The sequence below is a fragment of the Bradyrhizobium sp. AZCC 1577 genome (genome assembly GCF_036924575.1).
GTDB lineage: Bacteria > Pseudomonadota > Alphaproteobacteria > Rhizobiales > Xanthobacteraceae > Bradyrhizobium.
The window spans coordinates 4,983,402-5,007,542 of the sequence record NZ_JAZHRQ010000001.1 but is presented as its reverse complement, the minus strand read 5'-3'; the positions used below and the strand labels follow the sequence as shown (position 1 = coordinate 5,007,542).

Annotated in this window: 23 protein-coding genes; 11 read left to right on the top strand and 12 right to left on the bottom strand. The window is 63.2% G+C overall.

The features are described 5' to 3' along the window. Position 1: 1 nt before the first annotated feature. Positions 2-3,748 carry a vitamin B12-dependent ribonucleotide reductase gene (locus tag V1278_RS23745; RefSeq protein ID WP_334382376.1) on the bottom strand — a complete coding sequence of 1,249 codons (3,747 nt, stop codon included), beginning with the start codon at positions 3,746-3,748 and terminating at the stop codon, positions 2-4. Positions 3,749-4,537: 789 nt separating this feature from the next. Between V1278_RS23745 and V1278_RS23740 the strand changes: the two genes are divergently transcribed. From V1278_RS23740 to V1278_RS23720, 5 genes are all read left to right on the top strand, one after another. Beyond that, on the top strand, positions 4,538-5,437 hold the full coding sequence (locus tag V1278_RS23740; protein WP_334382375.1) for a DMT family transporter: 900 nt from the start codon (positions 4,538-4,540) through the stop codon (positions 5,435-5,437). A 101-nt stretch (positions 5,438-5,538) separates the two neighbouring features. Beyond that, the gene (locus V1278_RS23735; RefSeq protein WP_334384244.1) at positions 5,539-5,994 is read left to right on the top strand and encodes a hypothetical protein; all 456 of its coding nucleotides are present in this window, start codon (positions 5,539-5,541) and stop codon (positions 5,992-5,994) included. Next, on the top strand, positions 5,987-7,219 hold the full coding sequence (locus V1278_RS23730; RefSeq protein ID WP_334382374.1) for an HlyD family secretion protein: 1,233 nt from the start codon (positions 5,987-5,989) through the stop codon (positions 7,217-7,219). The genes V1278_RS23735 and V1278_RS23730 overlap by 8 nt, the downstream gene beginning before the upstream one ends. A 104-nt stretch (positions 7,220-7,323) precedes the next feature. Next, the gene (locus V1278_RS23725; RefSeq protein WP_334382373.1) at positions 7,324-8,073 is read left to right on the top strand and encodes a carbonic anhydrase family protein; all 750 of its coding nucleotides are present in this window, start codon (positions 7,324-7,326) and stop codon (positions 8,071-8,073) included. 238 nt (positions 8,074-8,311) lie between these two features. Next, positions 8,312-9,376 carry a ketopantoate reductase family protein gene (locus tag V1278_RS23720; protein WP_334382372.1) on the top strand — a complete coding sequence of 355 codons (1,065 nt, stop codon included), beginning with the start codon at positions 8,312-8,314 and terminating at the stop codon, positions 9,374-9,376. A gap of 75 nt (positions 9,377-9,451) precedes the next feature. On the opposite strand, the gene V1278_RS23715 is transcribed toward V1278_RS23720, so the two are convergent. The 3 genes from V1278_RS23715 to V1278_RS23705 all read right to left on the bottom strand — a co-directional run bounded on the left by V1278_RS23715 (position 9,452) and on the right by V1278_RS23705 (position 12,549). Then, complete coding sequence (locus tag V1278_RS23715; RefSeq protein ID WP_334382371.1) at positions 9,452-9,790, bottom strand: HNH endonuclease; 339 nt, start codon at positions 9,788-9,790, stop codon at positions 9,452-9,454. A gap of 101 nt (positions 9,791-9,891) precedes the next feature. Then, positions 9,892-12,126, bottom strand: coding sequence for a CHASE3 domain-containing protein (locus V1278_RS23710; protein WP_334382370.1), 2,235 nt, complete (start codon positions 12,124-12,126; stop codon positions 9,892-9,894). A gap of 15 nt (positions 12,127-12,141) precedes the next feature. Next, positions 12,142-12,549, bottom strand: coding sequence for a response regulator (locus tag V1278_RS23705; RefSeq protein ID WP_334382369.1), 408 nt, complete (start codon positions 12,547-12,549; stop codon positions 12,142-12,144). A 193-nt stretch (positions 12,550-12,742) separates the two neighbouring features. Between V1278_RS23705 and V1278_RS23700 the strand changes: the two genes are divergently transcribed. Continuing rightward, on the top strand, positions 12,743-12,940 hold the full coding sequence (locus V1278_RS23700; RefSeq protein ID WP_334368699.1) for a hypothetical protein: 198 nt from the start codon (positions 12,743-12,745) through the stop codon (positions 12,938-12,940). 62 nt (positions 12,941-13,002) lie between these two features. On the opposite strand, the gene V1278_RS23695 is transcribed toward V1278_RS23700, so the two are convergent. Then, entirely contained in the window at positions 13,003-13,611 is a 609-nt protein-coding gene (locus tag V1278_RS23695) for a BA14K family protein (RefSeq protein WP_334368700.1), read from the bottom strand. Positions 13,612-13,865: 254 nt separating this feature from the next. Here V1278_RS23695 and V1278_RS23690 point away from each other — a divergent pair, with 254 nt between their 5' ends. The 4 genes from V1278_RS23690 to V1278_RS23675 all read left to right on the top strand — a co-directional run bounded on the left by V1278_RS23690 (position 13,866) and on the right by V1278_RS23675 (position 15,964). Next, positions 13,866-14,276: an NADH:ubiquinone oxidoreductase subunit NDUFA12 gene (locus V1278_RS23690; RefSeq protein ID WP_028346327.1), complete on the top strand. Its 411-nt coding sequence runs from the start codon at positions 13,866-13,868 to the stop codon at positions 14,274-14,276. A gap of 74 nt (positions 14,277-14,350) precedes the next feature. Next, on the top strand, positions 14,351-14,794 hold the full coding sequence (locus V1278_RS23685) for a MarR family winged helix-turn-helix transcriptional regulator (protein WP_334382368.1): 444 nt from the start codon (positions 14,351-14,353) through the stop codon (positions 14,792-14,794). A gap of 68 nt (positions 14,795-14,862) precedes the next feature. Then, positions 14,863-15,567: a hypothetical protein gene (locus V1278_RS23680; protein WP_334382367.1), complete on the top strand. Its 705-nt coding sequence runs from the start codon at positions 14,863-14,865 to the stop codon at positions 15,565-15,567. Between the two features lie 94 nt (positions 15,568-15,661). Continuing rightward, positions 15,662-15,964 (top strand): hypothetical protein, encoded by a 303-nt coding sequence (locus V1278_RS23675; RefSeq protein ID WP_334382366.1) that lies wholly within the window; start codon positions 15,662-15,664, stop codon positions 15,962-15,964. A 509-nt stretch (positions 15,965-16,473) separates the two neighbouring features. Here V1278_RS23675 and V1278_RS23670 read toward each other — a convergent pair. Continuing rightward, complete coding sequence (locus tag V1278_RS23670; protein WP_334382365.1) at positions 16,474-17,178, bottom strand: DJ-1/PfpI family protein; 705 nt, start codon at positions 17,176-17,178, stop codon at positions 16,474-16,476. 136 nt (positions 17,179-17,314) lie between these two features. On the opposite strand from V1278_RS23670, the gene V1278_RS23665 reads away from it, so the two are divergent. Beyond that, positions 17,315-18,253, top strand: coding sequence for a GlxA family transcriptional regulator (locus V1278_RS23665; protein ID WP_334382364.1), 939 nt, complete (start codon positions 17,315-17,317; stop codon positions 18,251-18,253). A 14-nt stretch (positions 18,254-18,267) separates the two neighbouring features. On the opposite strand, the gene V1278_RS23660 is transcribed toward V1278_RS23665, so the two are convergent. The 6 genes from V1278_RS23660 to V1278_RS23635 form a co-directional block, all read right to left on the bottom strand. Continuing rightward, on the bottom strand, positions 18,268-18,753 hold the full coding sequence (locus V1278_RS23660; RefSeq protein WP_334382363.1) for a hypothetical protein: 486 nt from the start codon (positions 18,751-18,753) through the stop codon (positions 18,268-18,270). Between the two features lie 172 nt (positions 18,754-18,925). Further along, entirely contained in the window at positions 18,926-19,768 is an 843-nt protein-coding gene (locus V1278_RS23655) for an endonuclease/exonuclease/phosphatase family protein (RefSeq protein ID WP_334382362.1), read from the bottom strand. Positions 19,769-19,854: 86 nt separating this feature from the next. Continuing rightward, complete coding sequence (locus V1278_RS23650) at positions 19,855-20,736, bottom strand: hypothetical protein (RefSeq protein ID WP_334382361.1); 882 nt, start codon at positions 20,734-20,736, stop codon at positions 19,855-19,857. Between the two features lie 156 nt (positions 20,737-20,892). Next, positions 20,893-22,113 carry a citrate transporter gene (locus V1278_RS23645; protein WP_334382360.1) on the bottom strand — a complete coding sequence of 407 codons (1,221 nt, stop codon included), beginning with the start codon at positions 22,111-22,113 and terminating at the stop codon, positions 20,893-20,895. A gap of 61 nt (positions 22,114-22,174) precedes the next feature. After that, on the bottom strand, positions 22,175-23,122 hold the full coding sequence (locus tag V1278_RS23640) for an alpha/beta hydrolase (RefSeq protein ID WP_334382359.1): 948 nt from the start codon (positions 23,120-23,122) through the stop codon (positions 22,175-22,177). A gap of 99 nt (positions 23,123-23,221) precedes the next feature. Then, the gene (locus V1278_RS23635; protein ID WP_334382358.1) at positions 23,222-24,001 is read right to left on the bottom strand and encodes an SDR family NAD(P)-dependent oxidoreductase; all 780 of its coding nucleotides are present in this window, start codon (positions 23,999-24,001) and stop codon (positions 23,222-23,224) included. Positions 24,002-24,141 lie beyond the last annotated feature (140 nt).

Below are 24,141 nucleotides of genomic sequence, written 5' to 3'. Positions count from 1 at the left end.
TTCACGAACACCCCGTCGTGGACCCACACGTATCGCACTTCATACACGTCCCGTTCCGCACCAGCGTGAAGTTGCCGCACTCCGAGCACATCTCGCCTTCGTAGCCCTTGGCCTTGGCTTCGGCGCGGCGTTCGGCCTTGGACGGGGCGACTGCGACGGCGGCGCTGCCGGCCTTGCTCCACTTCAGGGCGTCCAGCCTTTCCGTTGGCGACAGGTCGTGGCTGGTTTCCTGCTTCAGCGCCACCGCGCCTTCATGCGCGTCGGAGGCGCGGGCGCTGGGGCCGTGGCCGCCGATCGCGGTGACGTTGTGGGAGCCGCGGGCATCCACGTCGCCGCCGCGCATCACGACGAGATTATCCGTGCGCGAGCGGGTCAGGCCCTTGGACAGATACTTGGTGGCCTGCTGGCCCTGGTCGGACGGCTCCTTGCCTTCCTCTACGCCCTTGCCGAGCGCGTCGAAATTCGACTCGGTCGGGTCGACATGGGCGAGATCGAAGCGCGACATGTAGCTGACCGCGAGTTCGCGGAACACATAGTCGAGGATCGAGGTCGCGTACTTGATGGAGTCGTTGCCCTGCACGGGGCCCGCGGGCTCGAAGCGGGTGAAGGTGAAGGCGTCGACATATTCCTCCAGTGGCACGCCGTATTGCAGGCCGAGCGAGACGGCGATCGCGAAGTTGTTGATGAAGGAGCGGAGCGCCGCGCCTTCCTTGTGCATGTCGATGAAGATCTCGCCGAGACGGCCGTCGTCATATTCGCCGGTGCGCAAGTAGACCTTGTGGCCGCCGACCACCGCCTTCTGGGTGTAACCCTTGCGGCGATCCGGCATCTTCTCGCGCTCGCGCATCACGACAATGCGCTCGACCAGTTTTTCGACGATCTTCTCCGAGACCTGCGCGGTGCGCGCGGCCATCGGCTTCTCGTAGAGCGCCTCCACCGCATCGTCCTCGTCGTCATCATCGGCGATGAGCTGCGAGTTCAAGGGCTGGCTCAGCTTCGAGCCGTCGCGGTAGAGCGCGTTGGCCTTCAGCGCGAGCTTCCAGGACAAGAGATACGCCGCCTTGCAGTCCTCGACGGTGGCGTCGTTCGGCATGTTGATGGTCTTGCTGATCGCGCCCGAGATGAACGGCTGCGAGGCCGCCATCATGCGGATGTGGCTCTCGACCGACAGATAGCGCTTGCCGATCTTGCCGCAGGGGTTGGCGCAATCGAACACCGGATAGTGCTCGGCCTTCAGGTGCGGCGCGCCTTCCACCGTCATCGCGCCGCAGATGTGCACGTTGGCGGCCTCGATCTCGCGCTTGGAGAAGCCGAGCGCTGCGAGCAGGTCGAAGCCGGGGGCCGCGATTGCTTCCGGCGCAAGGTTCAACGTGTCGCGCAGGAAGTCCTCGCCAAAGGTCCACTTGTTGAAGGCGAACTTGATGTCGAAGGCGGTCGGCAGCGCCTTTTCCACCTTGGCCAGCGCTTCGTCGGTGAAGCCTTTTGCCTTCAGCGTGGTGAGGTTGATGCCGGGCGCGTTGGAGAGCGAGCCGTGGCCGACGGCGTAAGCCTCGATCTCCGCAATATGCGCTTCGCTGTAGCCGAGCGCGCGCAGCGCTTCGGGCACGGCCTGGTTGATGATCTTCCAGTAGCCGCCGCCGGCGAGCTTCTTGAATTTCACCAGCGCAAAGTCAGGCTCGATGCCGGTGGTGTCGCAATCCATGACCAGGCCAATGGTGCCGGTCGGCGCCACGACAGTCGTCTGCGCGTTGCGGAAACCGTTGGCTTCGCCGAGGGCGAGGGCGTCGTCCCAGGCCTTGGTCGCATGCGCGATCACGTCTCCTTGCGGGCAGGAGGCGTGGTCGAGCGGCACCGGGTTGACGCTGAGCGACTCATAGCCCGAGGCGTGGCCGTGGGCGGCGCGGCGGTGGTTGCGGATCACGCGCAGCATGTGCTGGGCGTTCTTCTTGTAGCCGGGGAAGGTGCCGAGCTCGGCCGCCATTTCGGCCGAGGTCTTGTAGGCGATGCCGGTCATCACGGCGGTCAGCGCGCCGCACAGCGAACGGCCTTCCTTGGAGTCATAGGGCAGGCCCATGGTCATCAAGAGGCCGCCGATGTTGGCAAAGCCGAGGCCCAGCGTGCGGAACTCGTAGGAGAGCTCGGCGATCGCCTTCGAGGGGAATTGCGCCATCATCACGGAGATTTCGAGCACGATGGTCCAGAGCCGGCACAGGTGCTCGTAGGCCTCGACGTCGAACCGTTTGGTGGTGGTCGAATAGAACGTCAGCAGATTGGCGGAGGCGAGGTTGCACGCCGTGTCGTCCAGGAACATGTATTCCGAGCACGGGTTCGACGCGCGGATGTCGCCGGACGCCTTGCAGGTGTGCCAGTCGTTCATGGTGGTGTTGAAGTGCAACCCCGGATCGGCCGAGGCCCAGGCGGCGTGCCCGATCTTTTCCCAGAGCTCGCGCGCCTTCAGCGTCTTGGTGATCTTCTTGTTGGTGCGGCCGATCAGATTCCACTCGCCGTCGGTTTCGACGGCGCGGAGGAAATCGTCCTTCAGCGAGACCGAGTTGTTGGAGTTCTGGCCGGATACCGTGAGGTAGGCTTCCGAATCCCAATCGGTGTCGTAGATCGGGAAGTCGATGTCCTTATATCCCTGCTTGGCGAACTGGATCACCCGCTTGATGTAATTGTCGGGCACCAGCGCGCGGCGCGCCAGCTTGATCTCGCGGCGCAGCGCTGGGTTCTTTTCGGGATCGAAGCAGTCGTCGCCCGAACCTTCGCAGTTCACGCAGGCCTTCAGCACGGCCTTGAGGTGCTTCTGGTTGATCTTGGAGCCGGTGACGAGGGCTGCAACCTTCTGCTCCTCCTTCACCTTCCAGTCGATATAGGTCTCGATGTCGGGGTGATCGACATCGACCACGACCATCTTGGCCGCGCGGCGCGTGGTGCCGCCCGACTTGATCGCGCCGGCGGCGCGGTCGCCGATCTTGAGAAAACTCATCAGGCCGGACGAGCGGCCGCCGCCCGAAAGGCGCTCGCCTTCACCGCGCAGGCGCGAGAAGTTCGAGCCGGTGCCGGAGCCGTATTTGAACAGGCGCGCCTCACGCACCCAGAGGTCCATGATGCCGCCCTCGTTGACGAGGTCGTCCTCGATGCCCTGGATGAAGCAGGCGTGCGGCTGCGGGTGCTCGTAGGCCGATTTCGACTTGGTCAGCTTGCCGGTCTTCCAGTCGACGTAATAGTGGCCCTGGCCGGGGCCATCGATGCCGTAGGCCCAGTGCAGCCCGGTGTTGAACCATTGCGGCGAATTCGGCGCGACCATCTGCTTTGCGAGCTGGTAGCGCAGCTCGTCGTAGAACGCCTGGGCGTCTTCATCGCTGGAGAAGTAGCCGCCCTTCCAGCCCCAATAGGTCCAGCAGCCGGCGAGGCGATCGAACACCTGTTTTGCGCTGGTCTCGCCGACATAGCGCTCGCTTTCGGGCAGCAGGGCGAGGGCCTCGGTGTCCGGCACCGAGCGCCACAGCCACGACGGGACGGTCTCTTCCTCGATCTTCTTCAAGCGCGCAGCGACGCCGGCCTTGCGAAAGTACTTCTGCGCCAGCACGTCGGAGGCGACCTGCGACCAGAACTGGGGCACTTCGACATTCTCGAGCCGAAACACGACCGAACCGTCGGGGTTGCGGATCTCCGATGTCGTCAGCCTGAAATCAATCCCTGCGTAGGGTGATTGGCCGGAAGTGGTGTTGCGCCGTTCGATTCGCATAGTTGTCGTGCCCCGTCTTGCCCGGTCCGCATTTCCTGCGGTTGCCGGATGTTTCAGTGAGCGAACTTCCGGGACCAAGGTTGAAGACAACCTTGGCCCTTGAGATCCGCAAGCTCTACCGGTGAACCCGGCCCTGTTTCTGTCTTCGCCACCCCAAGGGCTCGTCCCGCCTTTTCGGCAGGGCCAGCCCCTTCCTTCGTTTGAGCATGGTCTGTTCGAAAACCGGTACCCACTTTTCCGGACCATGCTCCCAACTCAACGCCGCAACTCGTCGCCTTGAGCCATTCGGCTCGTTTTTAAGGCCCGGATCGCCCCCGAATTTTGGGCAGACAAGCCCTCGATCCGTGCCTCAACCGGCTGACGGAGTGCTCGTTCGGAACCCATTTGGGAGCGATCGGCGGGACCCAGAACTTAACTCGCGCCGTCCAGCAATAAGGCTAGGCCAAACCCGTTGCGCCCGTCAAGGAGTAGTACGAGTTCCTGAATCAAATACTAAATATGGTGGAAAGTGAGGGATAACAGGGGGTGTTCCCGCGCCTGTGATGGTGCCAAGTATCGGTGAGTCCTCAGGGATTCCCAACCCAAAAATTTGTTCCTCGCATGTGGAAACAGGCTTCGTCCCGCTGTTCACAGGGCAGGTATTTTTTCGGCTTTCGGGATTGCGTTCGAAAGACTCACGTAACGCTACGGAACGGGGAGGGCTGGCATGCCGACGAGCCCGTGGTCGCGCCCGCCGATAAGCGGCAAGGTGAGGCCGATTCCACCTCTTTTCCGTCCCTGCCGGGCTCCATGACAGAATCAAAACCGACCAGCGCGCCGATGCGGATCGCGCCCGCAGGCCTGATGTTCCTCGCCATCACCTCGGTGGGCTGGGGGTTTAACTGGCCCGTCACGAAGTATCTGTTGAGCGAGTTGCCGCCGCTGACGCTGCGGGGCTCGACCGGCGTGATCGGCGCGGCGCTCCTGGCCGTGCTGGCGCTGGCGCGCTCGCAAAGCCTCAAGGTCGAGCGGCATCTGTGGCCGCGGTTGATGCTTTCGGCCCTGCTCAATGTCACGGGCTGGATGGTGCTGATGGGGCTGGCGCTGCTGTGGCTGCCGGCGAGCGAAGCCGCGCTGATCGCCTACACCATGCCGGTATGGGCCTCGCTCTTGGCCTGGCCGGTGCTCGGCGAGCGGCCGACTATTCTGCGCACGGTGGCGCTGGTGATGGCGTTCGCCGGCCTCGCCGCCATCATGGGCGGCAACGGGTTTAGCGCGACCGCGGCAAAACTGCCGGGCATGGTGATGGCGCTGGGCGGCGCGTTCGGCTTTGCGCTCGGCACGGTGCTGGCGAAAAAATTGCCGGTGCCGCTGCCGCCGATCCCGGCCGCGGCCTGGCAGATCGGGCTGGGATGTTTTCCGATCGTCATCATCGGTCTCGCCGTCGAGACCACGCATATCGATGATGTGACACAGCTCGGCTGGTGGCTCCTGATCTATTCCACCGTGATCCAGTTCTGCATCGCCTATGTGAGCTGGTTCGCCGCGCTCGCCCGTCTGCCGGCATCAGTCGCCGCGATCGGCACCATGGCGGTGCCGGTGATCGGCGTCGTCGCCTCGGCCATCGCGCTCGGTGAGCCGCTCGGCCTGATCCAGATCGCAGCACTGGTGTTCACGCTGGCGGGCGTGGTGCTGGCGACAAGGTCTTAGCTTGCCAAGTCGCAGTTTTGTGCAAAGATACAACCGTTCGGCGAAGCTGAGTATCTGTTTTTCCTCGGTACGATAGTTTGCATTTTGGAATGGAGTATGCCGTGAGCGAGTTACTTCATCCAAGCGCCCCGCATCATCTGCCAGGCTTCATCACCGCTCCTGAAAGCACCGATATCCTCATGCTGGTGGTCGGCATCGTTCTGCTCGGTGCCGTTCTGTTGGTCGGTAATCTTTACCTGCGCTTGCACTCTTTGCCGGAGCGGATGGCGCACAAATCGCAGAAGCTGCAATTCGAGATCGTGGCTGTGTTGGGTTTGTTGGCGCTCTTTACCCACATCCACCTGTTTTGGGTAATCGGGCTGTTGCTTGCCATGATCGATTTGCCCGATTTCAGCACGCCGCTGCGCAGCATCGCGGGATCGGTCGAGAAGATGGCCGGCGTTCCGCCGGGAAACGAAGCGGCCGAGGTAGCCGATGAAGGCCCGGCCCACGCCGCTCGCCCCGAGGGAGCGGATGCGACAAAGGCCGGCGTCAGGGGAGTGCGCAGCCATGCTTGAATTGCTGCTCTGCTCCCTGGTCACGATCTTTCCGGATTACCTTTATCGCCGCTACTGGCAAGGGAAGCGTCTCGGCCGGGAGATTACCTTCTATTCAGTGTGGTTTGAGCTAAGGTGGGGCATCGTCACCTGCCTCATGCTGACGGTCGGCCTGATTACGGTCATCTTCTATTTTCATCCGTCGACCAACACGGCGACGCTGTTCTACAGGACCATTCCGATCGTTCCGGAGAGAATTGGCCGGGTCGCAGAAGTTCGCGCTGATTTCAGCGCTCCCGTCCAGAAGGGTGATGTGATCTTCAAGCTGGACACTTCAAAGCAGGAAGCAGCAATGGAAGCGGCCCGGCGCAAGATCGCCGAAGTCGAGGCCGCTTTGCTGGTGGCGCAGGCCGACATCCTCAAGGCCGAAGGACAGATTCAGGAGGCCAAGGGCGCCTATCAGCAAGCTTCGGATGAGCTGGACACCAAACGCGAACTTCAGAAGCGCAATCCCGGCATCGTCCCGCAGCGTGACATCGAAAAGCTCGAGGTGCTGCTTGCGGGTCGGCAAGGGGGCCTTGACTCCGCGACAGCTTCGAAACAATCAGCAATGACTCGCGTGAGCGCGCTTCTGCCCGCGGAGAAGGCAAGCGCGGAGGCGGCGTTGGCCGATGCGCAGGTGGATATGGACAAATCATACATTCGAGCCGGTGTCGCCGGCCGGGTAGAGCAGTTCACGCTGCGTGTGGGAGATGTCGTCAATCCTATGATGCGATCGGCTGGCGTTCTCATTCCGGAGGGGGCAGGACAACGCGCGCTTTTTGCGGGCTTTGGACAGATCGAGGCGCAGGTCATGAAGGTTGGAATGGTCGCCGAGGCCACATGCATCTCGAAGCCCTGGACTATCATTCCGATGGTGGTGACCGGTGTGCAGGATTACATCGCAGCAGGTCAGGTCCGCGCCGGCGAGCAGTTGGTCGACGCGCAGCAGGTGATGCGTCCAGGCACCATTCTCACCTACCTGGAGCCTATCTATAAAGGCGGCCTTAACGGCGTGACACCCGGAAGCAGTTGCATCGTCAACGCCTATACCAGTAACCACGAGCGGATTGCCTCGAACGAGACTGGCGTATTCAAGCGGCTTGCGTTGCATGCCGTTGACACCGTCGGCATCGTGCACGCGATGCTGTTGCGCATCCAGGCCCTGCTGCTTCCGATCAAGACACTTGTGCTGAGCGGACACTGAGTTGCTCGTTTTGAAACGCTTTTCGTGATCCCGCTGGCCTTCACCGGCCAAACCTAGCGATTGTGGCCGCGTTGGAGATGCAATTGTAGGAAGGGAGATCGCACGTGCGCCAGACGCTTGGACATCCTCTTGGCTGCGATTGCCTGGGTCGCCGTGGTTTTCTCAAGCTGGCTGCTGGAGCTGCTGTAGTCGGCATTGGCGGCGGCAGCGTCTTCCGTGCAGATCGCGCACGTGCAGACGCGCTTACCAAGGAGCTGCGCGACAAGCTGACGCCGGAGCAAATCATCCAGGCAATGAAGAACGGTAATAAGCGTTTTCGTATGGGAATAAGGAAGGAACGCAATTACCTCCGCGAACAGAAAGCGAGTGCAAAAGGTCAATACCCGGCGGCCGTCTTGCTGACGTGTATAGATTCGCGCGCGCCTGCCGAGGTGATCATGGATCTTGGACTTGGCGACATTTTCAATTGCCGGGTTGCGGGTAACGTTAGAAACGCGGACATCTTGGGCAGCATGGAATTCGCCTGCAAATTGGCGGGGGCAAAGGTCGTACTCGTAATGGGCCACACGGCATGTGGCGCCATCAAGGGCGCCATTGACAATGCCGAATTGGGAAATTTGACGGGCTTGCTGACCAAGATCAAACCAGCAGTGGAGGAGACGACCTATACCGGCGAGCGCCTGGCAAAGAACTACGCCTTCGTCGATGCTGTCGCTCGAACGAACGTAGAAAAGAACGTTGCGGGTATCCGGAAGGACAGCCCCGTACTTGCCGAGCTGGAAGCGAAGGGTGAAATCAAGATCGCCGGCGCAATGTACAGTCTCGAAACAGGTGCGGTGGAGTTCTTTGACTGAAGCGCGTGCAGGTCGCTTGTCGGGTAAAGCTGATGGATGAAGCACCTTTTACGACGGCTCGAAGCTTGGTCGCCTTCTCGGCCAACCGCCTCCCGACGGCGTAGCCGGACGGGTAAATTTGAGAGCCGCTATCTGATTGTAATATCTGCCGGTTTGCAGTAGGCCTCCTGCTGAGATAGTTCTGGCATAATGGGTGCCAGACCTAGAGGGGCCTGGTTTTATCTGTGAAAGAGAGAGTATGGCGCGCAACATTTTGATCCTCGGGGCCTCGTATGGCTCCTTGCTGGCGACGAAGCTTTTGATGGCCGGTCACAACGTGACGCTGGTGTGCCGGAAGAAGACGGCCGAGCTCATCAACCGCGACGGCACCGAAGTACGCATCAAGCTGCGCGACGAGGCGGTGCACCGCGCGATCTTTTCGCGCGACCTGCCGGGCAAGCTGGACGCGACGACGCCCGCCGAGGTCGATCTTTCCCGCTATGACCTGGTCGGTCTTGCGATGCAGGAGCCGCAATACACCAACCACACGATCCGCGTTCTGATGATCAAGATCGCCGAGGCGAAGCTGCCTTGTCTGTCGATCATGAACATGCCGCCGTTACCTTATCTCAAGCGGATTCCGGCGCTGGCGGACATGGACCTCGAGGAGGCCTATACCAACGCGCAGGTGTGGGAACGCTTCCAGCCTGGGCTGGTGACGCTGTGCTCGCCCGATCCGCAGGCTTTCCGTCCGCCGGAAGAGGCAGCAAACGTGCTGCATGTCGGCCTGCCGACCAACTTCAAGGCCGCCGCCTTTGCCGACGAGAAGCACAACAAGCTGCTTCGAGAGCTGGAAGCTGATATCGATGCGGTGACGCTGGATGGCCACGACGTCCCGGTGAAGCTGAAAGTGTTCGACTCGCTGTTCGTGCCGCTCGCCAAATGGTCGATGCTGCTGACCGGCAATTACCGCTGCATCACGCCGAACGATCCGCAGTCGATCCGCGACGCCGTGCACGGCGACCTGAAACTGTCGCAGTCGATCTACGATCACGTCGACGGTATCGCACGGCGCCTCGGCGCCGATCCGCAGGACCAGGTGCCGTTCGCGAAATACGCCAAGGCGGCCGAAAGCCTGCTCAAGCCGTCATCGGCGGCCCGCGCGGTTGCCGCCGGCGCGCCGTTCATCGAGCGCGTCGACCTGCTCGTGAAGCTGATCTCGCACCAGCTCGGCGCGCCGAGCGCCGAGATCGACCGCACGGTCGAGACCGTCGACCAGAAGCTGAATGAGAAGATCGTGGCGGGCGGTTCGGGTTCGCAGTAGGCGGAAATGGCGCGTCCGCTTCGGCGCAGCAGAACTCGACATCGATCAGCGCCAACCCAACCCTTCTGGTGCGGATCATGCCTCTACGGCAACTTGTTTCACCAATTCGGGAATAAGTTGTCTGAGCTTGCCGTGACTGATCAGCGGCGTAGCGGCGATCTCGGCAAGCCGTTGTTCGACGTGCGGCCATTGATTGGTCTCGCGCGGGTCGGTGTCGCCCTTGGCGAGATTGCAGGGGTAGCAGGACAGCACGCGGTTGCTCCTGCCATTCTGGCCTCCCTTGGAGAGCGGGATGAAATGGTCGATGCTGGCCTTGACCTTGCCGCCCGTCTTTTGCCGGGGCAGTCCAACGTCGCAGTAAGCGCATCGTCCGCCCCAATCGAAATAGCAGCGCTTGTAGATCACGTCGGCCATTAGCCTTGGCTCTTTCCCCGAATCTCTTCGTCCAAGTCTCGCCCTTTCATACATCAGTTGGCATTGAAAACGACGCCGCAGGAGGGAGGCTTGCGCCTTGTTTATCCCGACAGCGCGCGGCGGACCATGTTCGCCAACTGCGACTTCCGGTACGGCTTGGTCAGCAGCAGCACGCCGGGATCGAGGCGGCCCTGGTGCACGATCGCGTTGTCGGTATAGCCGGACGTATATAGCACCTTTATGCCGGGCCGGAGCTTCAGCACCTTGTCCGCGAGTTCGCGTCCGGTCAGGCCGCCGGGCATGATGACATCGGTGAACAGCAAATCGAACGCCTGACCGCCTTCGATCAGGTTCATCGCCGCCGGTCCGTTGGCAGCGGCCACCGTCCGGTAGCCGAGGCTCTGCAATTGCGCGGTGACGAAGTTGCGCACGAGCGCATCGTCTTCCACCACCATGATGGTCTCGTTGCCATGCGGCAGCGGCGCTGCCGCCGGCGGCGCGGCCTCGGCCTGGCCGCGGGCAGGAGGCAGATAAAGCTTGATCGTGGTGCCGTGGCCGACCTCGCTGTAGATCCGGATGTGCCCGCCGGACTGCTTGACGAAGCCGTAGACCATGCTCAAGCCGAGGCCTGAGCCCTTGCCGACCTCCTTGGTGGTGAAGAACGGCTCGAACACCTTGTCCAGCACGTGCTGCGGCATGCCGGCGCCGGTGTCGCTGACCGCGAGCATCACATAGGGACCGGGCTTTGCGTCCGGGTTGGCCTGCGTATAGGCCTCGTCGAGCACGACGTTGCGCGTCTCCAAAAGCAGCTTGCCGCCGTTCGGCATCGCATCGCGCGCGTTGATCGCCATGTTGAGCAGGGAGTTGGCGAGCTGCGATGCGTCGATATGGGCAATCGCCACTTCCTGTTCGAGAATGGAGTTGACCTCGACTTGCTCGCCGAGCGTCGGGCGAAGCAGTTTTGCGATATCGAGCACGGTCGCGTTGATGTCGACATTGCGCGGCTGCAGCGGCTGGCGGCGGGCGAAGGCGAGCAGATGCTGGATCAACTCACTGCAGCGCTCCGCCGCCTGGTCGATCAGTTCGGCGGTCTTCTGCAACGCCGGCTCATGCGCAAGGTTGGTTACCAGCGTTTCGGTGGTGCCGGTGATCACGGTCAGCATGTTGTTGAAGTCGTGCGCGACGCCGCCGGTGAGCTTGCCGATGGCGTCGAGCTTTTGCGCTTGCTGCAGCTTGTGCTCGGTTTCGCGCGATCCCGTGATGTCGTGGTAGACCAGCGCCGCGCCGCTGATGGCGCCCGAGGCATCGCGCAGCGGCCGGCCGCTGATCACGAGGTGAACCGGCGGATCGCCGCTAACCGGGCGCAACACGATTTCGCTGGCGTCGAACGCTTCGCCGCGCAGCGCGCGCGAGGCGGGCATGTCATGGAGAGGCAGCGGCGTGACGCCGTCGGCATGGAAAACCGCGCTGAGCGACCGTATGTGCTCGACCGTCATGCCCGGCCGGTAGCGCAGCATCTTCTCGGCGGCCGGGTTCGAGAGCAAAACCTCGCCCCTGGTGTCGATGACGAGCACGGCCTCTGCCATGCTGTGGAAGGTGCTGCGCAAGACGGCGGCCGAAAGCCTGAGTTCCTCATGCGCGGCGACCAGATGTTCGGTGCGCTCAGCGACCGCGGCCTCCAGCGCCTCGTTGGTGGCCTTGGTGGCGCTCAGCGAATCCTGCAGTTCCCGGCGCGAGCGGCGGGTTGAGACCGTCAGCAGAGTGGCGAGGAACAGAATCAGCAGGACGCCGGCGAGATCGATCGCCAGCAGGAGCGTCCCGTTGGTTTCGGATTCGGCGCGTCTGGCAAAAAGCAGCCTGCGCTCTTCCGCGACCGCTTTCTCGAGGTTTCCGGTGATTGCGGCTGTCGCCGCACGGTCCTCCTGGTTGACGAGCGCCGCGACAGCGGCGCCATCTCCCGCGGTCCGGAGCCTGATCAACTCGCCATTGACGGCAATCTGCCGCTCGACCAGTGCCTTGGTTTCCTCGATCAGCCGCTTTTCGGTGGGATTGTCCTTGACCGCCTCGACCAGAGCCGCCAGCGCCGGCACGGTCGCGTCGCTGGCCTCGCGGTATTCCCTGGCGAATTCCTGATCGCCCGATAGCGCAAAGGCACGCGCCGCGCTTTCCGTCCGGCGCAGCAGCGGGCGCATATCCGAGATTTTGCTGAGAATTCCAAGCGCACGGTCGACCGAGGCTGCGTCGGACCGCGACTTGAGGTCGAGACCGATCGAGGCAGCGCCGATAATGAGGAGGATAGCGAGGCCACTTCCAAGAATGATACGCTGCGAGGGCATTGCCAGTTGTTTACTTCACGATTTCGACTGCTGCGCGGAAGCTTTCGGTTTGGTGATGCATTGATTGACCGAGGTCAACAACGCGTCCGGCGTGAACGGTTTGCGCAGGCAGCATGCCGCGCCGAGCTGGATGGTCATCCGCAGGAAATCCGGTGCGCGTTCGGTGTTGGCGAAGGCGTAGCCCGACATCGCGATAACAGGTACGTCCGGCTTGCGCTCGTGGAACATCCGGATCGATTCGAAGCCGCGCATATGCGGCATGAACACATCGATCAGCATGACGTCGAAATCGGAAGTTTCGAGCGCGCGCATTCCCGCTTCACCACCGTCGGCAACGGTGACCTCGAAACCCTTGCGCGTCAGACAAACCTCGATGGCAACGCACACCATCGGGTCGTCATCGACCACGAGAACGCGCGGCACGATGATTCCTTCTTCCTCGGGGCGGCGGCAGGTCGCACGTCCCATGTGACGATTAAGTCGAAACGCCGACAAGTCGTCTACATGGCAGAGTGCCCATAAAAGTTGCCGAGGGCAATTCCGTTTCGCCGTATCAGAACGATAACAAGTTCAACCGCCGGTTCCGGACCCAATCCCGTCATGTCGCCGATCAACCATGGCGCGCATCGTCGGCGCCGCGGCATTGGCGCTGTGCGCGCTCGTGCGGCGGCAGAAACTTGAGCGTGCTCTGGCAGGCGCGGTGTGCGTTGGGCTTGGCTCCGTATTGACCAAGCATTGCCTGCGCGAGGTCGCGGCACTGACGTTTACGCTTGGCGGCGTCGCGGTGGCGTTGCGCGCCTGGCAAACGCTCTAACTCTGGAACGAAAAAGGGCGGCACACTGTGGAATGTGCCGCCCTTGAACTCACGCTATCGTGCTACTGCGCCGGGCAGGGGTGACGCTGCCCGTCATAGCCGAGATACGTTCCCGATGCCGGATCGTAGGATTTGTACCGCCGCATGCAATACGCCACGGCATCATCGTCGGCCACGGGCGCTGCGGCGACTACGGTGTCGTCGTAATAATAGGGGTCATCGTAATAGGTGCTACCGTAATAGCCATAGGCCGACCCGATACCGGCACCGATCGCGAAGCCCGGCCAGAAGCCGTGACGATGGCGATGAAAATGACCGCCGTGCCAGCGGCCAGCATAATAATTCCCCCGACCGCCGCCGCCCACGACGGCTGGGCCGCCGATGCCTGGACTGGGGCGGAATCCAGCAGAAGGTGCGCCTGGGGCGACAGCTCTACCGCCCCCAATCGCGGGGCCGCCGGCTTGAACGCCACCGCCACCGACCGCCACGCCGCCACCTCTGATGCCGCCGCCACCGATGGCTGCACCGCCACCGCCGCCGCCCCTGGCGCCACCGATAGACGGAACGGCACCGCCTCTATCCTGCGCCTGAACGGCGCTGAGGCTTGGCGCGACCACCGGCAACACAAGCGCCATCGCTGCCGCGGCACTCAAAACCTTTAGACTGATCATTCTAGGCTCCATTTGCGGGATATAGGCCCTAACCCGCTCAAGGGGCGGACGTTCCAGAGCCCGCGCGTTGATTGCATGCGGATTCAGCCTGCCGGATCGGAACCGTATCCGGGATGAACGGATTGCGCCGATTCCGCGACCATGGACGGGCGGCAAGCCGCTGTCCGGCAGGGCCGCAGTGTCAGCCTCTGCTGGACAATCCGTCCGGCCGGTGGCATCAGAGCGGCACGATATCTCGAACCGGCCGAGCCCTCATGAAGCTGTTTCTGCTGAAATTTTTCACTTGGTGGAACGGCCAGACGTTCGGCACGCAATTGTGGACGTGGCGGTTCGGCGAATTGGTCGGCCAGGACGAGCAGGGCAACCGCTACTACCGGACCAAGGGCGGCAAGATCGATCCGACGCTGGGTTTCGAGCGGCGCTGGGTGATCTACAACGGGCTTGCCGAGGCGAGCCGGGTGCCGCCGTCATGGCATGGCTGGCTGCATCACGTTGTCGATACCGCGCCGACCGAAGAGAGCTACACGCCGCGCGAGTGGGAGAAGCCACACGTTCCGAACCTGACCGGCACGCCCGCGGCCTACCGCCCCTCCGGCTCGACGCTGGCCAGCGGTCGCCGCCCCAAGGCGACCGGCGATTACCAGCCCTGGACGCCGGGAAGCTGATTTCACGTTTATTTTAGCGGGAACAGCTTCGGGTTGCGCTTGCGGATGCAAATAGGTGTAGATACACTTATATCATGAAGCAAGCAAGCGACCCCGACACCGCTCACTACATGGCCGCTGCCGGCTGTTTCTGTCTGGCGTCGCGGCAGGCTGCACGAAAGATCACGCGGCTGTACGATTCGTACATGCAGGAATCCGGAATTCGAATCACCCAATTCACCATCCTGTCGCAGTTGATGCTGCGAGGGGAGATGCCGATGGGCAGGCTGGCCGGCATTCTCGGCATGGAGCGCACGACGCTCACGCGAAATCTCGCGGTGCTCGAGCAGCAAAAGTGGATTTCGATCAAGGCCGGCGACGACCCGCGCGCGCGGATGATCGGCATCACCGGGCAGGGCAGGAGCGTGGTGCGCCGCAGCTTTCCGTTCTGGTCGAAGGCGCAGGCGCATATCGGCAAGCTGCTCGGCGCTGACGGCCAAGCCGCGCTGAAGCTGCTGGAGTCCCGGAATTTGGGATGAGACGCACGGGCTTTCGGCCACCGCTTCGTTCATCTCGATAGGTGTAACTACACACAAGGAGAGATGTCATGCTCGATTTCATCGGAACTATCGTGCTCGTTGCCGCCATCATCGTTAGCATCAATGCGCTTGCCGGAACGATGCCGATCAGCACATCGCAGCGTGTCGCTGTTTCCGTCGGCGCCGGTCTGTGGACGGGGCTGGCTGCCGCACTCGCGGCCGCCAACCAGTTCCGCGGCACCAGTCCGCTGGGGCCGCTGATGATCGGCGCAGTCATCGCGCTCCCGCTGGTGGCGACTGCGGTTGTCACCGCGATCTCTGCGCCGGTGCGCGCGTCGCTGCTTGGAATGTCGATGCCGTTTCTGATCGGTCTCAACGTCTGGCGCGTGGCGGGAGGATTCTTCATCCTGCTCGCGGCCGAAGGCCGGCTTGGCGGACCATTTCCATATTCGGCAGGCTGGGGCGACATCATCACCGGCGTGCTCGCGTTGCCAGTGGCCTGGCTCGCGCTACGCGGGCAAGGCAAAGCGCTGGTTTGGGCCTGGAACGCATTCGGCATGCTCGATCTCATCGTCGCGATCGCCCTCGGCGTCATCTCGGCGAATGGCTCGCCCCTGCAGGTGATCCACGCAGGACCAGGCTCGGAAGCGGTGCAGATGCTGCCGTGGTCGCTGATTCCGACGGTGTTGGTGCCGATGTTCCTGATCGTGCACGCTGTCGTGTTCGCACAACTGGCCCGCGCCCGCGCGGGCAGCGAGGTCTCGCAACCGTGATCGTGCGCCTGGAATCCGGTGGTCCGCGCATGCGCGGCGAAGTCTGGTAGTGTCTCAGCGATAAGCTTGGCAAGGCAGTGACGGAACCGAATAAATGAAAGACGCCTGGATTCCAGTTATCGGGGTTGCAGCAGTGGCGATCATTTCGCTAGCGGGTGCGATCTACTTGAGAGGCAAGACTGAAAGCCCGATACCGCTGTGGTGGAATAGAATCACTGCGATCGTCATTGGCGTAGCGGTTGCCATTATCGCTGACCGTTTCGGGCACCTCGACTGGTATTTTGCGATCCCGCTAGGCGCACTGGCCTATGCCTGCGCCCGCTTCCCGGCGTACCGCCGCTATTTGAAGGACGAGGCGGCAGAACGCTCCAGCTCTCGCAAGCAAATTTCAAACTGAGAGACTACCGGAAGTCCGATTTGGTCGTGCTGGGGTCTGTGGATAACGGGATCAGCGGGGACATCCGCCGCAGCCGTCTTGCGCCATCCGCGTTATCGCGGCTCAATGTAGCCATCTTACGGAGATGGGAAACCATCGCGTCGGTGCCGGGCTCCAGTTCGCGACTGCCCCGGCGAGCAGCGGCCACCGAGTAGGACACGGCCGGGAGATAGGCCCCCGGTGCAGAGGTTCTGAAATCGCCCGCTAATGTGTGGCTGCCGTAGGACAGGAAAGGCCGTCTGGGAAACCAGGCGGCCTTTTTCTTGTTGCTGCCATTTGCTCCATGTTCCGGACGCGGTGCAGCGTTCTCCCGGCGATGCGAAGCATCGTCCGGTACGCTGCGCCGCAGAGCCGGGACCTATTCCGGTGGGTCCCGGCTCTGCGTCGCGTCACCATAGCGCGTCGAAGACGCGCGTAAACGCGCTGATGGTGCCGCGCCGCGTCCGGGACACGATTGCAGAGGCGCAGCGCTACCCCAGCCGTGCGGCGGCGCGGTCGATCATCTCGCCGCGGCGGATTTGCGCTGGCGCGATCCTGTCCTTCATGAAGGCAAGCACTTCCGGCGGCGCGGTGTCGGGTGAGCCGGAATTGAATGGCGGCGCCGGGTTGTATTCGAGCCGGAGCTGGATCGCCTCCGCGGTCTTCTGATCGTGCAGTAGCGAGACCAGCGTCAGCGCGAAATCGATCCCCGCGGTGACGCCGCCGCCGGTGACGCGGTTGCCGTCGACGCAGACGCGCGTCTTGGTCGGGATTGCGCCGAACGCGCTCAGAAAATCCATCGCCGTCCAGTGCGTCGCTGCGCGAAAACCCTTGAGCAGGCCGGCGGCGCCCAGCACCAGCGATCCCGTGCAAACCGAGGTGATGTATTTTGCACCTGGCGCCTGCTTGCGCAGGAAGGCCAGCATCTCCTCGTCGTTGATCATGTCGTCGGTGCCGAACCCGCCGGGCACGCAGATCACGTCGAGTTGCGGACAGTCGGCAAAGGTCGTGGTCGGCGTCAGCACCAGCACGGAATCACTCGTCACCGGCTCAATCCGTTTCCAGATCAAATGCACGTTGGCGCCGGGCAGGCTGGAGAACACCTGCAAGGGACCGGTGAAGTCGAGCTGGGTGACGTGCGGAAACAGCACGAGACCGATCTGAAGTAGCGTGGACGGTTGAGATGGCGCGGACATCGTGACCTCCGGAAAATTTGGCTTGACGAGGGGCATCCTGCCATGGTCGCTTCTTGTCCGAAATGGCATAATTCCCTCATTTCAGGACATCTCATTCATCGGCCCAAAACAGGCAAGCATAAGACAGGCGAGCATCATGATCGGCGTTCTCGTGTTTCCGGATTTCCAGTTGCTCGACGCGGCCGGGCCGATATCGGCGTTCGAGATCGCGGCGCGCTTTGCCGAGGGGGCGTCCGCGATCCGGGTTCTGGCGGTGACGCCGGGGCCGGTACGCTCGTCGTCGGGCGTCGAGATCGTTGCGCGAGGATTAAAGTCGGCATCTGCGATCACGACGCTGATCGTCGCCGGCGGCGAGGGCGTGCGGCAGGCCGCCGCCTGCGAGAAGACGATCGGCTTCGTGCGCACGATTGCCAAACGCGGCATCCGCATCGCCAGCGTCTGCTCTGGCGCCTATGTCCTCGCAGAAACCGGCCTGCTCGATGGCCGCCGCGCCACCACGCATTGGCAGCGCACGCGGCATTTTCTGAAAACCTATCCGCAGGTGAAACTGGAGCCCGATCGCATCTTCGTGCGCGACGGCGACGTCTGGACCTCGGCGGGAATATCGGCCGGCATCGATCTGTCGCTGGCGATGATCGCGGAGGACTATGGCGACGAGATCGCGCAGAAGACCGCGAAGCAGCTCGTGCTCTATCACCGCCGCAGCGGCGGCCAGTCGCAATTCTCCTCGCTTCTGGAATTGAAGGCGCCGAACGGCCGCTTCGGGCCGCTGCTGGCCTGGGCGCGCGAAAACCTCGATGCGCCGCTCACCGTCGAGGATCTCGCCGAGCAGGCCGGCATGAGCTCGCGGCATTTCACCCGCGCCTTCATGGCCGAGACCGGCACCACGCCGTCAAAGGCGGTGGAGCGGCTGCGGATCGAGGTGGCACGGCAACGCGTGCAGTCCTCCAGCGAGGCGATCGAGCGCGTCGCGGAAGCCACCGGCTTCCGCGACCCCGAGCGGATGCGCCGCGCCTTCATCCGCGCCTTCGGCCAGCCCCCGCAATCGCTGCGTCGCGCGGCGCGGGCAGGGTAGGTGAACGGAAGCCGCTACCTCCGGAAATCCACCCGGCCTTGCGCAAAGTAACCGTCGATTCGCTGATCGCTCACCACCAGGCCGACCCAGGGCACCGTGATCTCCGGATTGTTCAGGTTGATATACTTGCCCACCAGCCGCCGCGGACCTTCGCGCCGTGCCTCGATCAGCCCCCGGCGCGCGCCGGAATTCCAGTCGAACAACAGGTACACGCGGTCTCCCACGGTTCTTGCTTCGCCCCGGCCCTGTTTCCATTTTTCGGGGGCATCGCCCGGTATGGTGGGGTCTGCGGCACCCTTCCAGCGGCTCGACCACTCACCGTCGATCGTGCCGCGCTGGTAGCTCGCATCTCCAGGACTCCATGGCTTTGCATTCTCGTCGGTGGCGGATTCTTCCGGCATCGTGATGCGGGCGAACTGCATCACGTCGTCATCACCGGGATTTGGAACGTCCATGACGCCGAACGGATTTCGGGTCGTCAGATCGCTTTCGGCTTTCATTGGCTTCTCCAACTGCAATCGCCTTGCCTTGGTTCAGCGGCACGGCCTGGTTCGAGCGTTCGGGATCGCAGGATGAAGGCGTCGCCGCCACCCGATTCCCGAAGGAACCGTGGTGACGATGCTGCCAGAGCCGATTTCGAACAGTGCCCGGCTGCAAGGCCCAGGGTAACCCTCACACGGAGGGAGCGGCGCTGATTTCCAGATCGGCCACGACGCCGAAATGGTCGCTGGGCCAGATGCCGTCGACCGCCAGGTCGAATGCGAGCGAGGCGGCCTGAACCTCGCAGCTCGCCTTCGGGTGGGCGTCCCAGGAGCCCACGAAGACGTAATCGACCCTGCGCCGATGACGCGACTGACGGACGATCCTGCCGATCTCCGACTGTGCATTTGGATTGTCGACGCTCCAGGTGTACCCCTGACCTTCGCCTGCGACTTCCCAAGCGTCGTGATACTTGACGCTTCGTCCGCCGAGCGACTGCAGTCCGGCGAGGTAGCGAATGCTGGCCGCGTCAGGCGTTGCGTTGAAGTCGCCGGCGATGATGGTGGGAAGCGGCTGCCGGTGACGCGCGTCGAGATCCGTCAGCGCAACGACCTGCCGTTCCCGGGCCGATTCCGCGGCGAGCCGCCATGAGGTCGTAGCGGCGATGAACAAAAGATCGCCTTCGCCGGGTAGCGGCACCGTTACTGCCAGCGAACACCACGGGACATCGTTCGCATCCGACATGCGCAGATCAAGGACTTCCTCGACGCGATGCGGCCATCGCGTCGCGACGGCGCTTCCGCCAAAACGATCGGCATCGGGCGGTACGGTGCGCAGCACGTCAGCCTGATGTGTTCCATGCAGACCGGTGTCGTGGATCAACTCGTCGAGTTGCGAATGGTCCGGCGATTTGACCACTTCCTGGAATGACACGAGATCGGGAGCCAGCCGGCGCAGTTCCAGATTGATCAGACCGATGCGTTTCGGATCGCCTTGCCGATTCCAGACGTTGAGCGTGACGACGCGTAGCCGCATCCTCGTAAGCCGGCTTCATGAACCAACCCGGACAACGTCCGCTGGAGCGGTTGGTTCAGCGCTTGTCGGCGGCCGTCTGCGCTGGCTCAGGCAACGTCGGCTTGGGCGCTCTGCGTTTCCTCGGTGAGCAAGGCATCCAGATCGACAAGCTGCGGATCGTCGTCCTGTGGTTCGCCGTTTCCTGCGCTGCCGTGAAGATGCATCAACGTCTGCACGCGGCGGGCATTGAGATGGTCTACATGCTGATGCTGCAGCGCTACCGGCAGCAGCGCCTTGGGCAGCCCGACCAACGCAAAGGCGGGAACTTTGCGCACCTTGCCGTCCTCGCGCCAACGCAGGGGATGGAGGGTGTACATCAATTGCCGCTCGGTCTCTGCCGATGGCGGCTCCTCCGAGAGGGATGGCGCGGGGTTGGCGAGGTTGGCGTTGCCCGCGCGCGTGCGCACCGCGGCGGAACGCAGCTCCCAGCAGATCAAGTCCGCCGCCGCGCGGACTTCACTACGCACCGCATCCACGCTGGCCGAGAACCGGGTGGCTTCGGGTATCGACAGCGAGCTTTTTGTAACGGCTTCGACGAGCGTTGTGGCGCCGGCTTCGAATCCGGGCGCAGCCCGCTCGATCGCCGCAGCCATCGCCTCGATCTCGTCAGCCAGCGCGTCGCGGTCGCGCTGGGTCTTGGCATCAGCGAGCGCGCGCTCGGCCGAGGCCACCTGATCGTCAAATTCCACCAATTCGGCGCGCAATGTCTTGGCGCGGTCTTCAACGGCGCGCATGCTGGCTTCGGCTCGATCGAGCCGGGAATTGTCGGCACCGGCTACCGCCAGCCGTTCGGCAGCGGCACGCTTGTCTGCAAGTTCCGATTCGGCGACGCTCAACCGCTCGGCCAGTTTCTGCCGCGCCGTCAGCTTGTCCTTCAGCGCAACCTCGAAGCGCTCGATCGGGCCGAGCTCGCGCCTGAAAAATGCCATTGCAATCACCTCGCGGATTGCTGCCGAATCACCGGCAGAGTTGTTGCGTGCGAGAGCTAGTCGGAAACTTGGATAACATTGCGGCCTGAGTCGGTACAGCCTCGCCAGCCAAATGGATGATCGCCGGCACGAGGCCGGCAATCCCCTTCGACCGCGCTAAAGCCGGGCGTCGGGGCGCCAGCCAAGGATAGCGAGCATCACCAGGAAACCGACGACGTAGGCCACCGCCACAGGCCAGCCATGCCTGAGCCAGCGCCCGACGGACTTCGCCTCCGGATACATGTTCGACAAGGCGACACCGGCCGATGAGCCGAACCAGATCATCGAGCCGCCGAACCCGACGGCGTAAGCCAGGAAGCCCCAGTCATAGCCGCCTTGTTTCAGGGCGAGCGCGGTGAGGGGAATGTTGTCGAACACCGCGGAGACGAAGCCCAGTCCAAGCGCGGTCGGCCATGACGCCACCGGCAGCCGCTCGACCGGCATAAGGGAGGCCGCCGTGACGAGGGCGAGCAGGAAGATGGTTCCCTTGAAGGTTTCCGGCATCACCTTCCAATCCGGCGCGCGTAATCCTGCCGTGAGCAGGATGGCCGCCCAGACCGCGAGGCCCAGAACCGGAACGGTATCGAGCAGCGCGGGAAATTTCAGGTTTGCCGTGACGTTTGCCACCAGCGCTGCAGCGAGGATGACCGCGACAATGAACACCCGGGTCGGGTCGATCCTGAGCCCCCTCGGCGCGTCTTTCTGAATTGGCGAATAGCGGTGCTGCTGGATCGACGCCGGCACCGCAAAAATCAACATCGCCACGATGGCGGCGATGTAGGCTTCGACAACGGCGAGCGGACTGACGCCGGCGATCCACATCATGGTGGTGGTGGTGTCGCCGACGACGCTGCCCGAGCCGCCGGCGTTCGAGGCTGCGACGATCGCCGCGAGATAGCCGATATGAACCTTGCCGCGGAACACGTGGCGCGCGACGGTGCCGCCGATCAGCGCGGCGGCGATGTTATCGAGGAAGCTCGAGAGCACGAACACAAGGCCGAGCAGCACGACGCCGCCCTTCCAATCGTCCGGCAGCAATGCCGGCATCTCGTCAGGAATCCGGCTGTCTTCGAAATGCCGGGACAGCAGCGCAAAGCCCATCAGCAGCAGGAACAGATTGCCGAGCGTAACCCATTCATGGGCCATGTGGTGGCCGAGGCCATTGAGACCCGCACCGTATTTGAAGCCGGTGAAGATCAGCTTGTAGATCACGATGGCGGCCAGTCCCGTCAGCGCAACGGGCAGCGTGTGATGATGGAACAACGCGACGCCGAGCAGCGTCAGCGCGAACAGCAGAAAATCGACGGGTATGCCAAATAGGAGGATTGGTTCGGTCACAGCGGCCCCAAATGTGCGCAGGAGAAATTCACGGTTTACCGATAGCGTTGCGCAATGTGCATTATTTCAAAGTTTTCAGCCAGCCGGCGATTTCGCTGACGGCGACGTTGGCCTGCTGCAGCAGCTTGCCCATGGTGAAGAAGCCGTGGAATTGGCCTGGGAAATGCCGGTAGGTCATCGGCACGCCGGCTTCCTTGAGCCGCGCGGCATATTCGGCGCCCTCGTCGCGCAGCGGATCGGCGCCTGCGGTCAGCACATAGGCCGGCGGCAAGCCGGCGAGCGTTTTCGCGCGCGCGGGCGAGGCTTTCCAATGCTCGATGTCGGCCGCGCCGTTCAGATAATGGTTGCAGAACCATTTGATCACGGAGTGCGTCAGCAGGATGCTGGTCTCTGGCTCGCTGTGCGAGGGATGCGTCATCGCAAAATCGGTGGCGGGATAAATCAGCACCTGGCCGGCGAGCTTCGGGCCGTCGCCGTCGCGTGCGGCGAGCGCCACTACGGCGGCGAGATTGCCGCCGGCGCTGTCGCCGCCGACCAGTAAGTGGCCAGCGTCGATGCCGAGCCGGCTGGCATTGGCGGCAACCCACTTCGTCGCCGTGATGGCGTCGTCGGCGGCGGCGGGAAATTTGTGCTCCGGCGCCAGCCGGTGTTCGACCGAGATCACGATCAACTCGCCCTCGTGGGCAAGCTTCTGGCAGACCACTTCATGGGTATCGAGATCGCCGATCACCCAGCCGCCGCCGTGAAAGAATACCAGGCACGGCGCAAGGCCGTTGCTCTTGCGCAGCGTCTTCGGCGTGTAGATGCGCGCCGGAATCGTGCCGTGCGGCGCGGGGATCGCGAGCGGTTTGGTCGATTCGAGCGCGGGCGGTTCGGGATTACTGACGACGCGGGCGCTTCGATAATATTCGCGCGCTTCCGGCGCAGTCAGCGTCTCATAGGCGGGACGGCCCGCCTCCTGGAAAGCCTTGTAGACGGCGGCGGCATCGGGATCGAGCGTGACGGGCATGAGACCTCTCGTTTTGAGTTGTCATCCCGGGGCGCGCAGCGAACCCGGGATCTCGAGATTCCGGACTCGGTCCTTCCGGACCGCCCCGGAATGGCGGTGCTAGGCCGCGGTGCGGCCGCCATCGACGGTATAGGCCGAGCCGGAGACGTAGCTGGCCTCGTCGGAGGCGAGGAACGCCACGATGGAGGCGACTTCTGAGGCTTGTCCGAGCCGCCGCGCCGGAATCCGGTCGACGATCTTTTCGGTCGGCGGCGGCTCATTGCCGGGATTGCGGCCCTGCAGGATCGTGCTCAGCATCCGGCTGTCGATCAGGCCGGGGCAGACGCAGTTCACCCGCACGCCGGTGCCGGTGCACTCCCATGCGGCGCTCTTGGTGAGACCGATCACGGCGTGCTTGCTGGCGCTGTAGACGGCGATCATCGGCGAGCCGATCAGGCCGGCGATGGAGGCGGTGTTGATGATGCTGCCCTTGTTCTGCTTCAGCATCACCGGCAGCACGTGCTTCATGCCGAGAAAGACGCCGACCACGTTGACGTCGAGCACGCGCCGAAAACTCTCCAGCGAATATTCCGGGATCGGCTTGATATCGCCCTCGACGCCGGCGTTGTTGTAGAGGACATCGATCGTGCCGAACCGGTCGACGCTGGCGCGGACATATTCCGTGACTTCTTCCTCCCGGGTAACGTCCGCCGCGACCGCGAGCGCTTCGGCCGAGGCCGGCAGGTCCTTGATGGCGGCCGCAAGATCCTGCTTCTTGCGGTCGATGGCGACGATGCGGGCGCCGCGCTCGGCCAACAGCCGGATGGTCGCGGTTCCAATGACACCGGCCGCGCCGGTCACGACGGCAACCCGGCCATCGAGGCGAATTCGATCGGGCATAGCTTGAGGTTTCCTCTGGCTCGTCCGGTTATCCCGGATTTTGGTGGTTTTCGCGCGTGGCCGCGCGATCAGGCCACTATTCCATCTGCAGGCGGGGCTGACTAGATCATGGAGCGATGTTCCGAAAACCGGCTTCCGCC

What these genes read in the sequence shown, in the direction of transcription:
- V1278_RS23745 (WP_334382376.1), bottom strand. Translation starts at nt 3,748, where the DNA reads ATGCGAATCGAACGGCGCAACACCACTTCCGGCCAATCACCCTACGCA.
- V1278_RS23740 (WP_334382375.1), top strand. Translation starts at nt 4,538, where the DNA reads ATGACAGAATCAAAACCGACCAGCGCGCCGATGCGGATCGCGCCCGCA.
- V1278_RS23730 (WP_334382374.1), top strand. Translation starts at nt 5,987, where the DNA reads ATGCTTGAATTGCTGCTCTGCTCCCTGGTCACGATCTTTCCGGATTAC.
- V1278_RS23720 (WP_334382372.1), top strand. Translation starts at nt 8,312, where the DNA reads ATGGCGCGCAACATTTTGATCCTCGGGGCCTCGTATGGCTCCTTGCTG.
- V1278_RS23715 (WP_334382371.1), bottom strand. Translation starts at nt 9,790, where the DNA reads ATGGCCGACGTGATCTACAAGCGCTGCTATTTCGATTGGGGCGGACGA.
- V1278_RS23710 (WP_334382370.1), bottom strand. Translation starts at nt 12,126, where the DNA reads ATGCCCTCGCAGCGTATCATTCTTGGAAGTGGCCTCGCTATCCTCCTC.
- V1278_RS23700 (WP_334368699.1), top strand. Translation starts at nt 12,743, where the DNA reads ATGGCGCGCATCGTCGGCGCCGCGGCATTGGCGCTGTGCGCGCTCGTG.
- V1278_RS23695 (WP_334368700.1), bottom strand. Translation starts at nt 13,611, where the DNA reads ATGATCAGTCTAAAGGTTTTGAGTGCCGCGGCAGCGATGGCGCTTGTG.
- V1278_RS23690 (WP_028346327.1), top strand. Translation starts at nt 13,866, where the DNA reads ATGAAGCTGTTTCTGCTGAAATTTTTCACTTGGTGGAACGGCCAGACG.
- V1278_RS23685 (WP_334382368.1), top strand. Translation starts at nt 14,351, where the DNA reads ATGAAGCAAGCAAGCGACCCCGACACCGCTCACTACATGGCCGCTGCC.
- V1278_RS23680 (WP_334382367.1), top strand. Translation starts at nt 14,863, where the DNA reads ATGCTCGATTTCATCGGAACTATCGTGCTCGTTGCCGCCATCATCGTT.
- V1278_RS23675 (WP_334382366.1), top strand. Translation starts at nt 15,662, where the DNA reads ATGAAAGACGCCTGGATTCCAGTTATCGGGGTTGCAGCAGTGGCGATC.
- V1278_RS23670 (WP_334382365.1), bottom strand. Translation starts at nt 17,178, where the DNA reads ATGTCCGCGCCATCTCAACCGTCCACGCTACTTCAGATCGGTCTCGTG.
- V1278_RS23665 (WP_334382364.1), top strand. Translation starts at nt 17,315, where the DNA reads ATGATCGGCGTTCTCGTGTTTCCGGATTTCCAGTTGCTCGACGCGGCC.
- V1278_RS23660 (WP_334382363.1), bottom strand. Translation starts at nt 18,753, where the DNA reads ATGAAAGCCGAAAGCGATCTGACGACCCGAAATCCGTTCGGCGTCATG.
- V1278_RS23655 (WP_334382362.1), bottom strand. Translation starts at nt 19,768, where the DNA reads ATGCGGCTACGCGTCGTCACGCTCAACGTCTGGAATCGGCAAGGCGAT.
- V1278_RS23650 (WP_334382361.1), bottom strand. Translation starts at nt 20,736, where the DNA reads ATGGCATTTTTCAGGCGCGAGCTCGGCCCGATCGAGCGCTTCGAGGTT.
- V1278_RS23640 (WP_334382359.1), bottom strand. Translation starts at nt 23,122, where the DNA reads ATGCCCGTCACGCTCGATCCCGATGCCGCCGCCGTCTACAAGGCTTTC.
- V1278_RS23635 (WP_334382358.1), bottom strand. Translation starts at nt 24,001, where the DNA reads ATGCCCGATCGAATTCGCCTCGATGGCCGGGTTGCCGTCGTGACCGGC.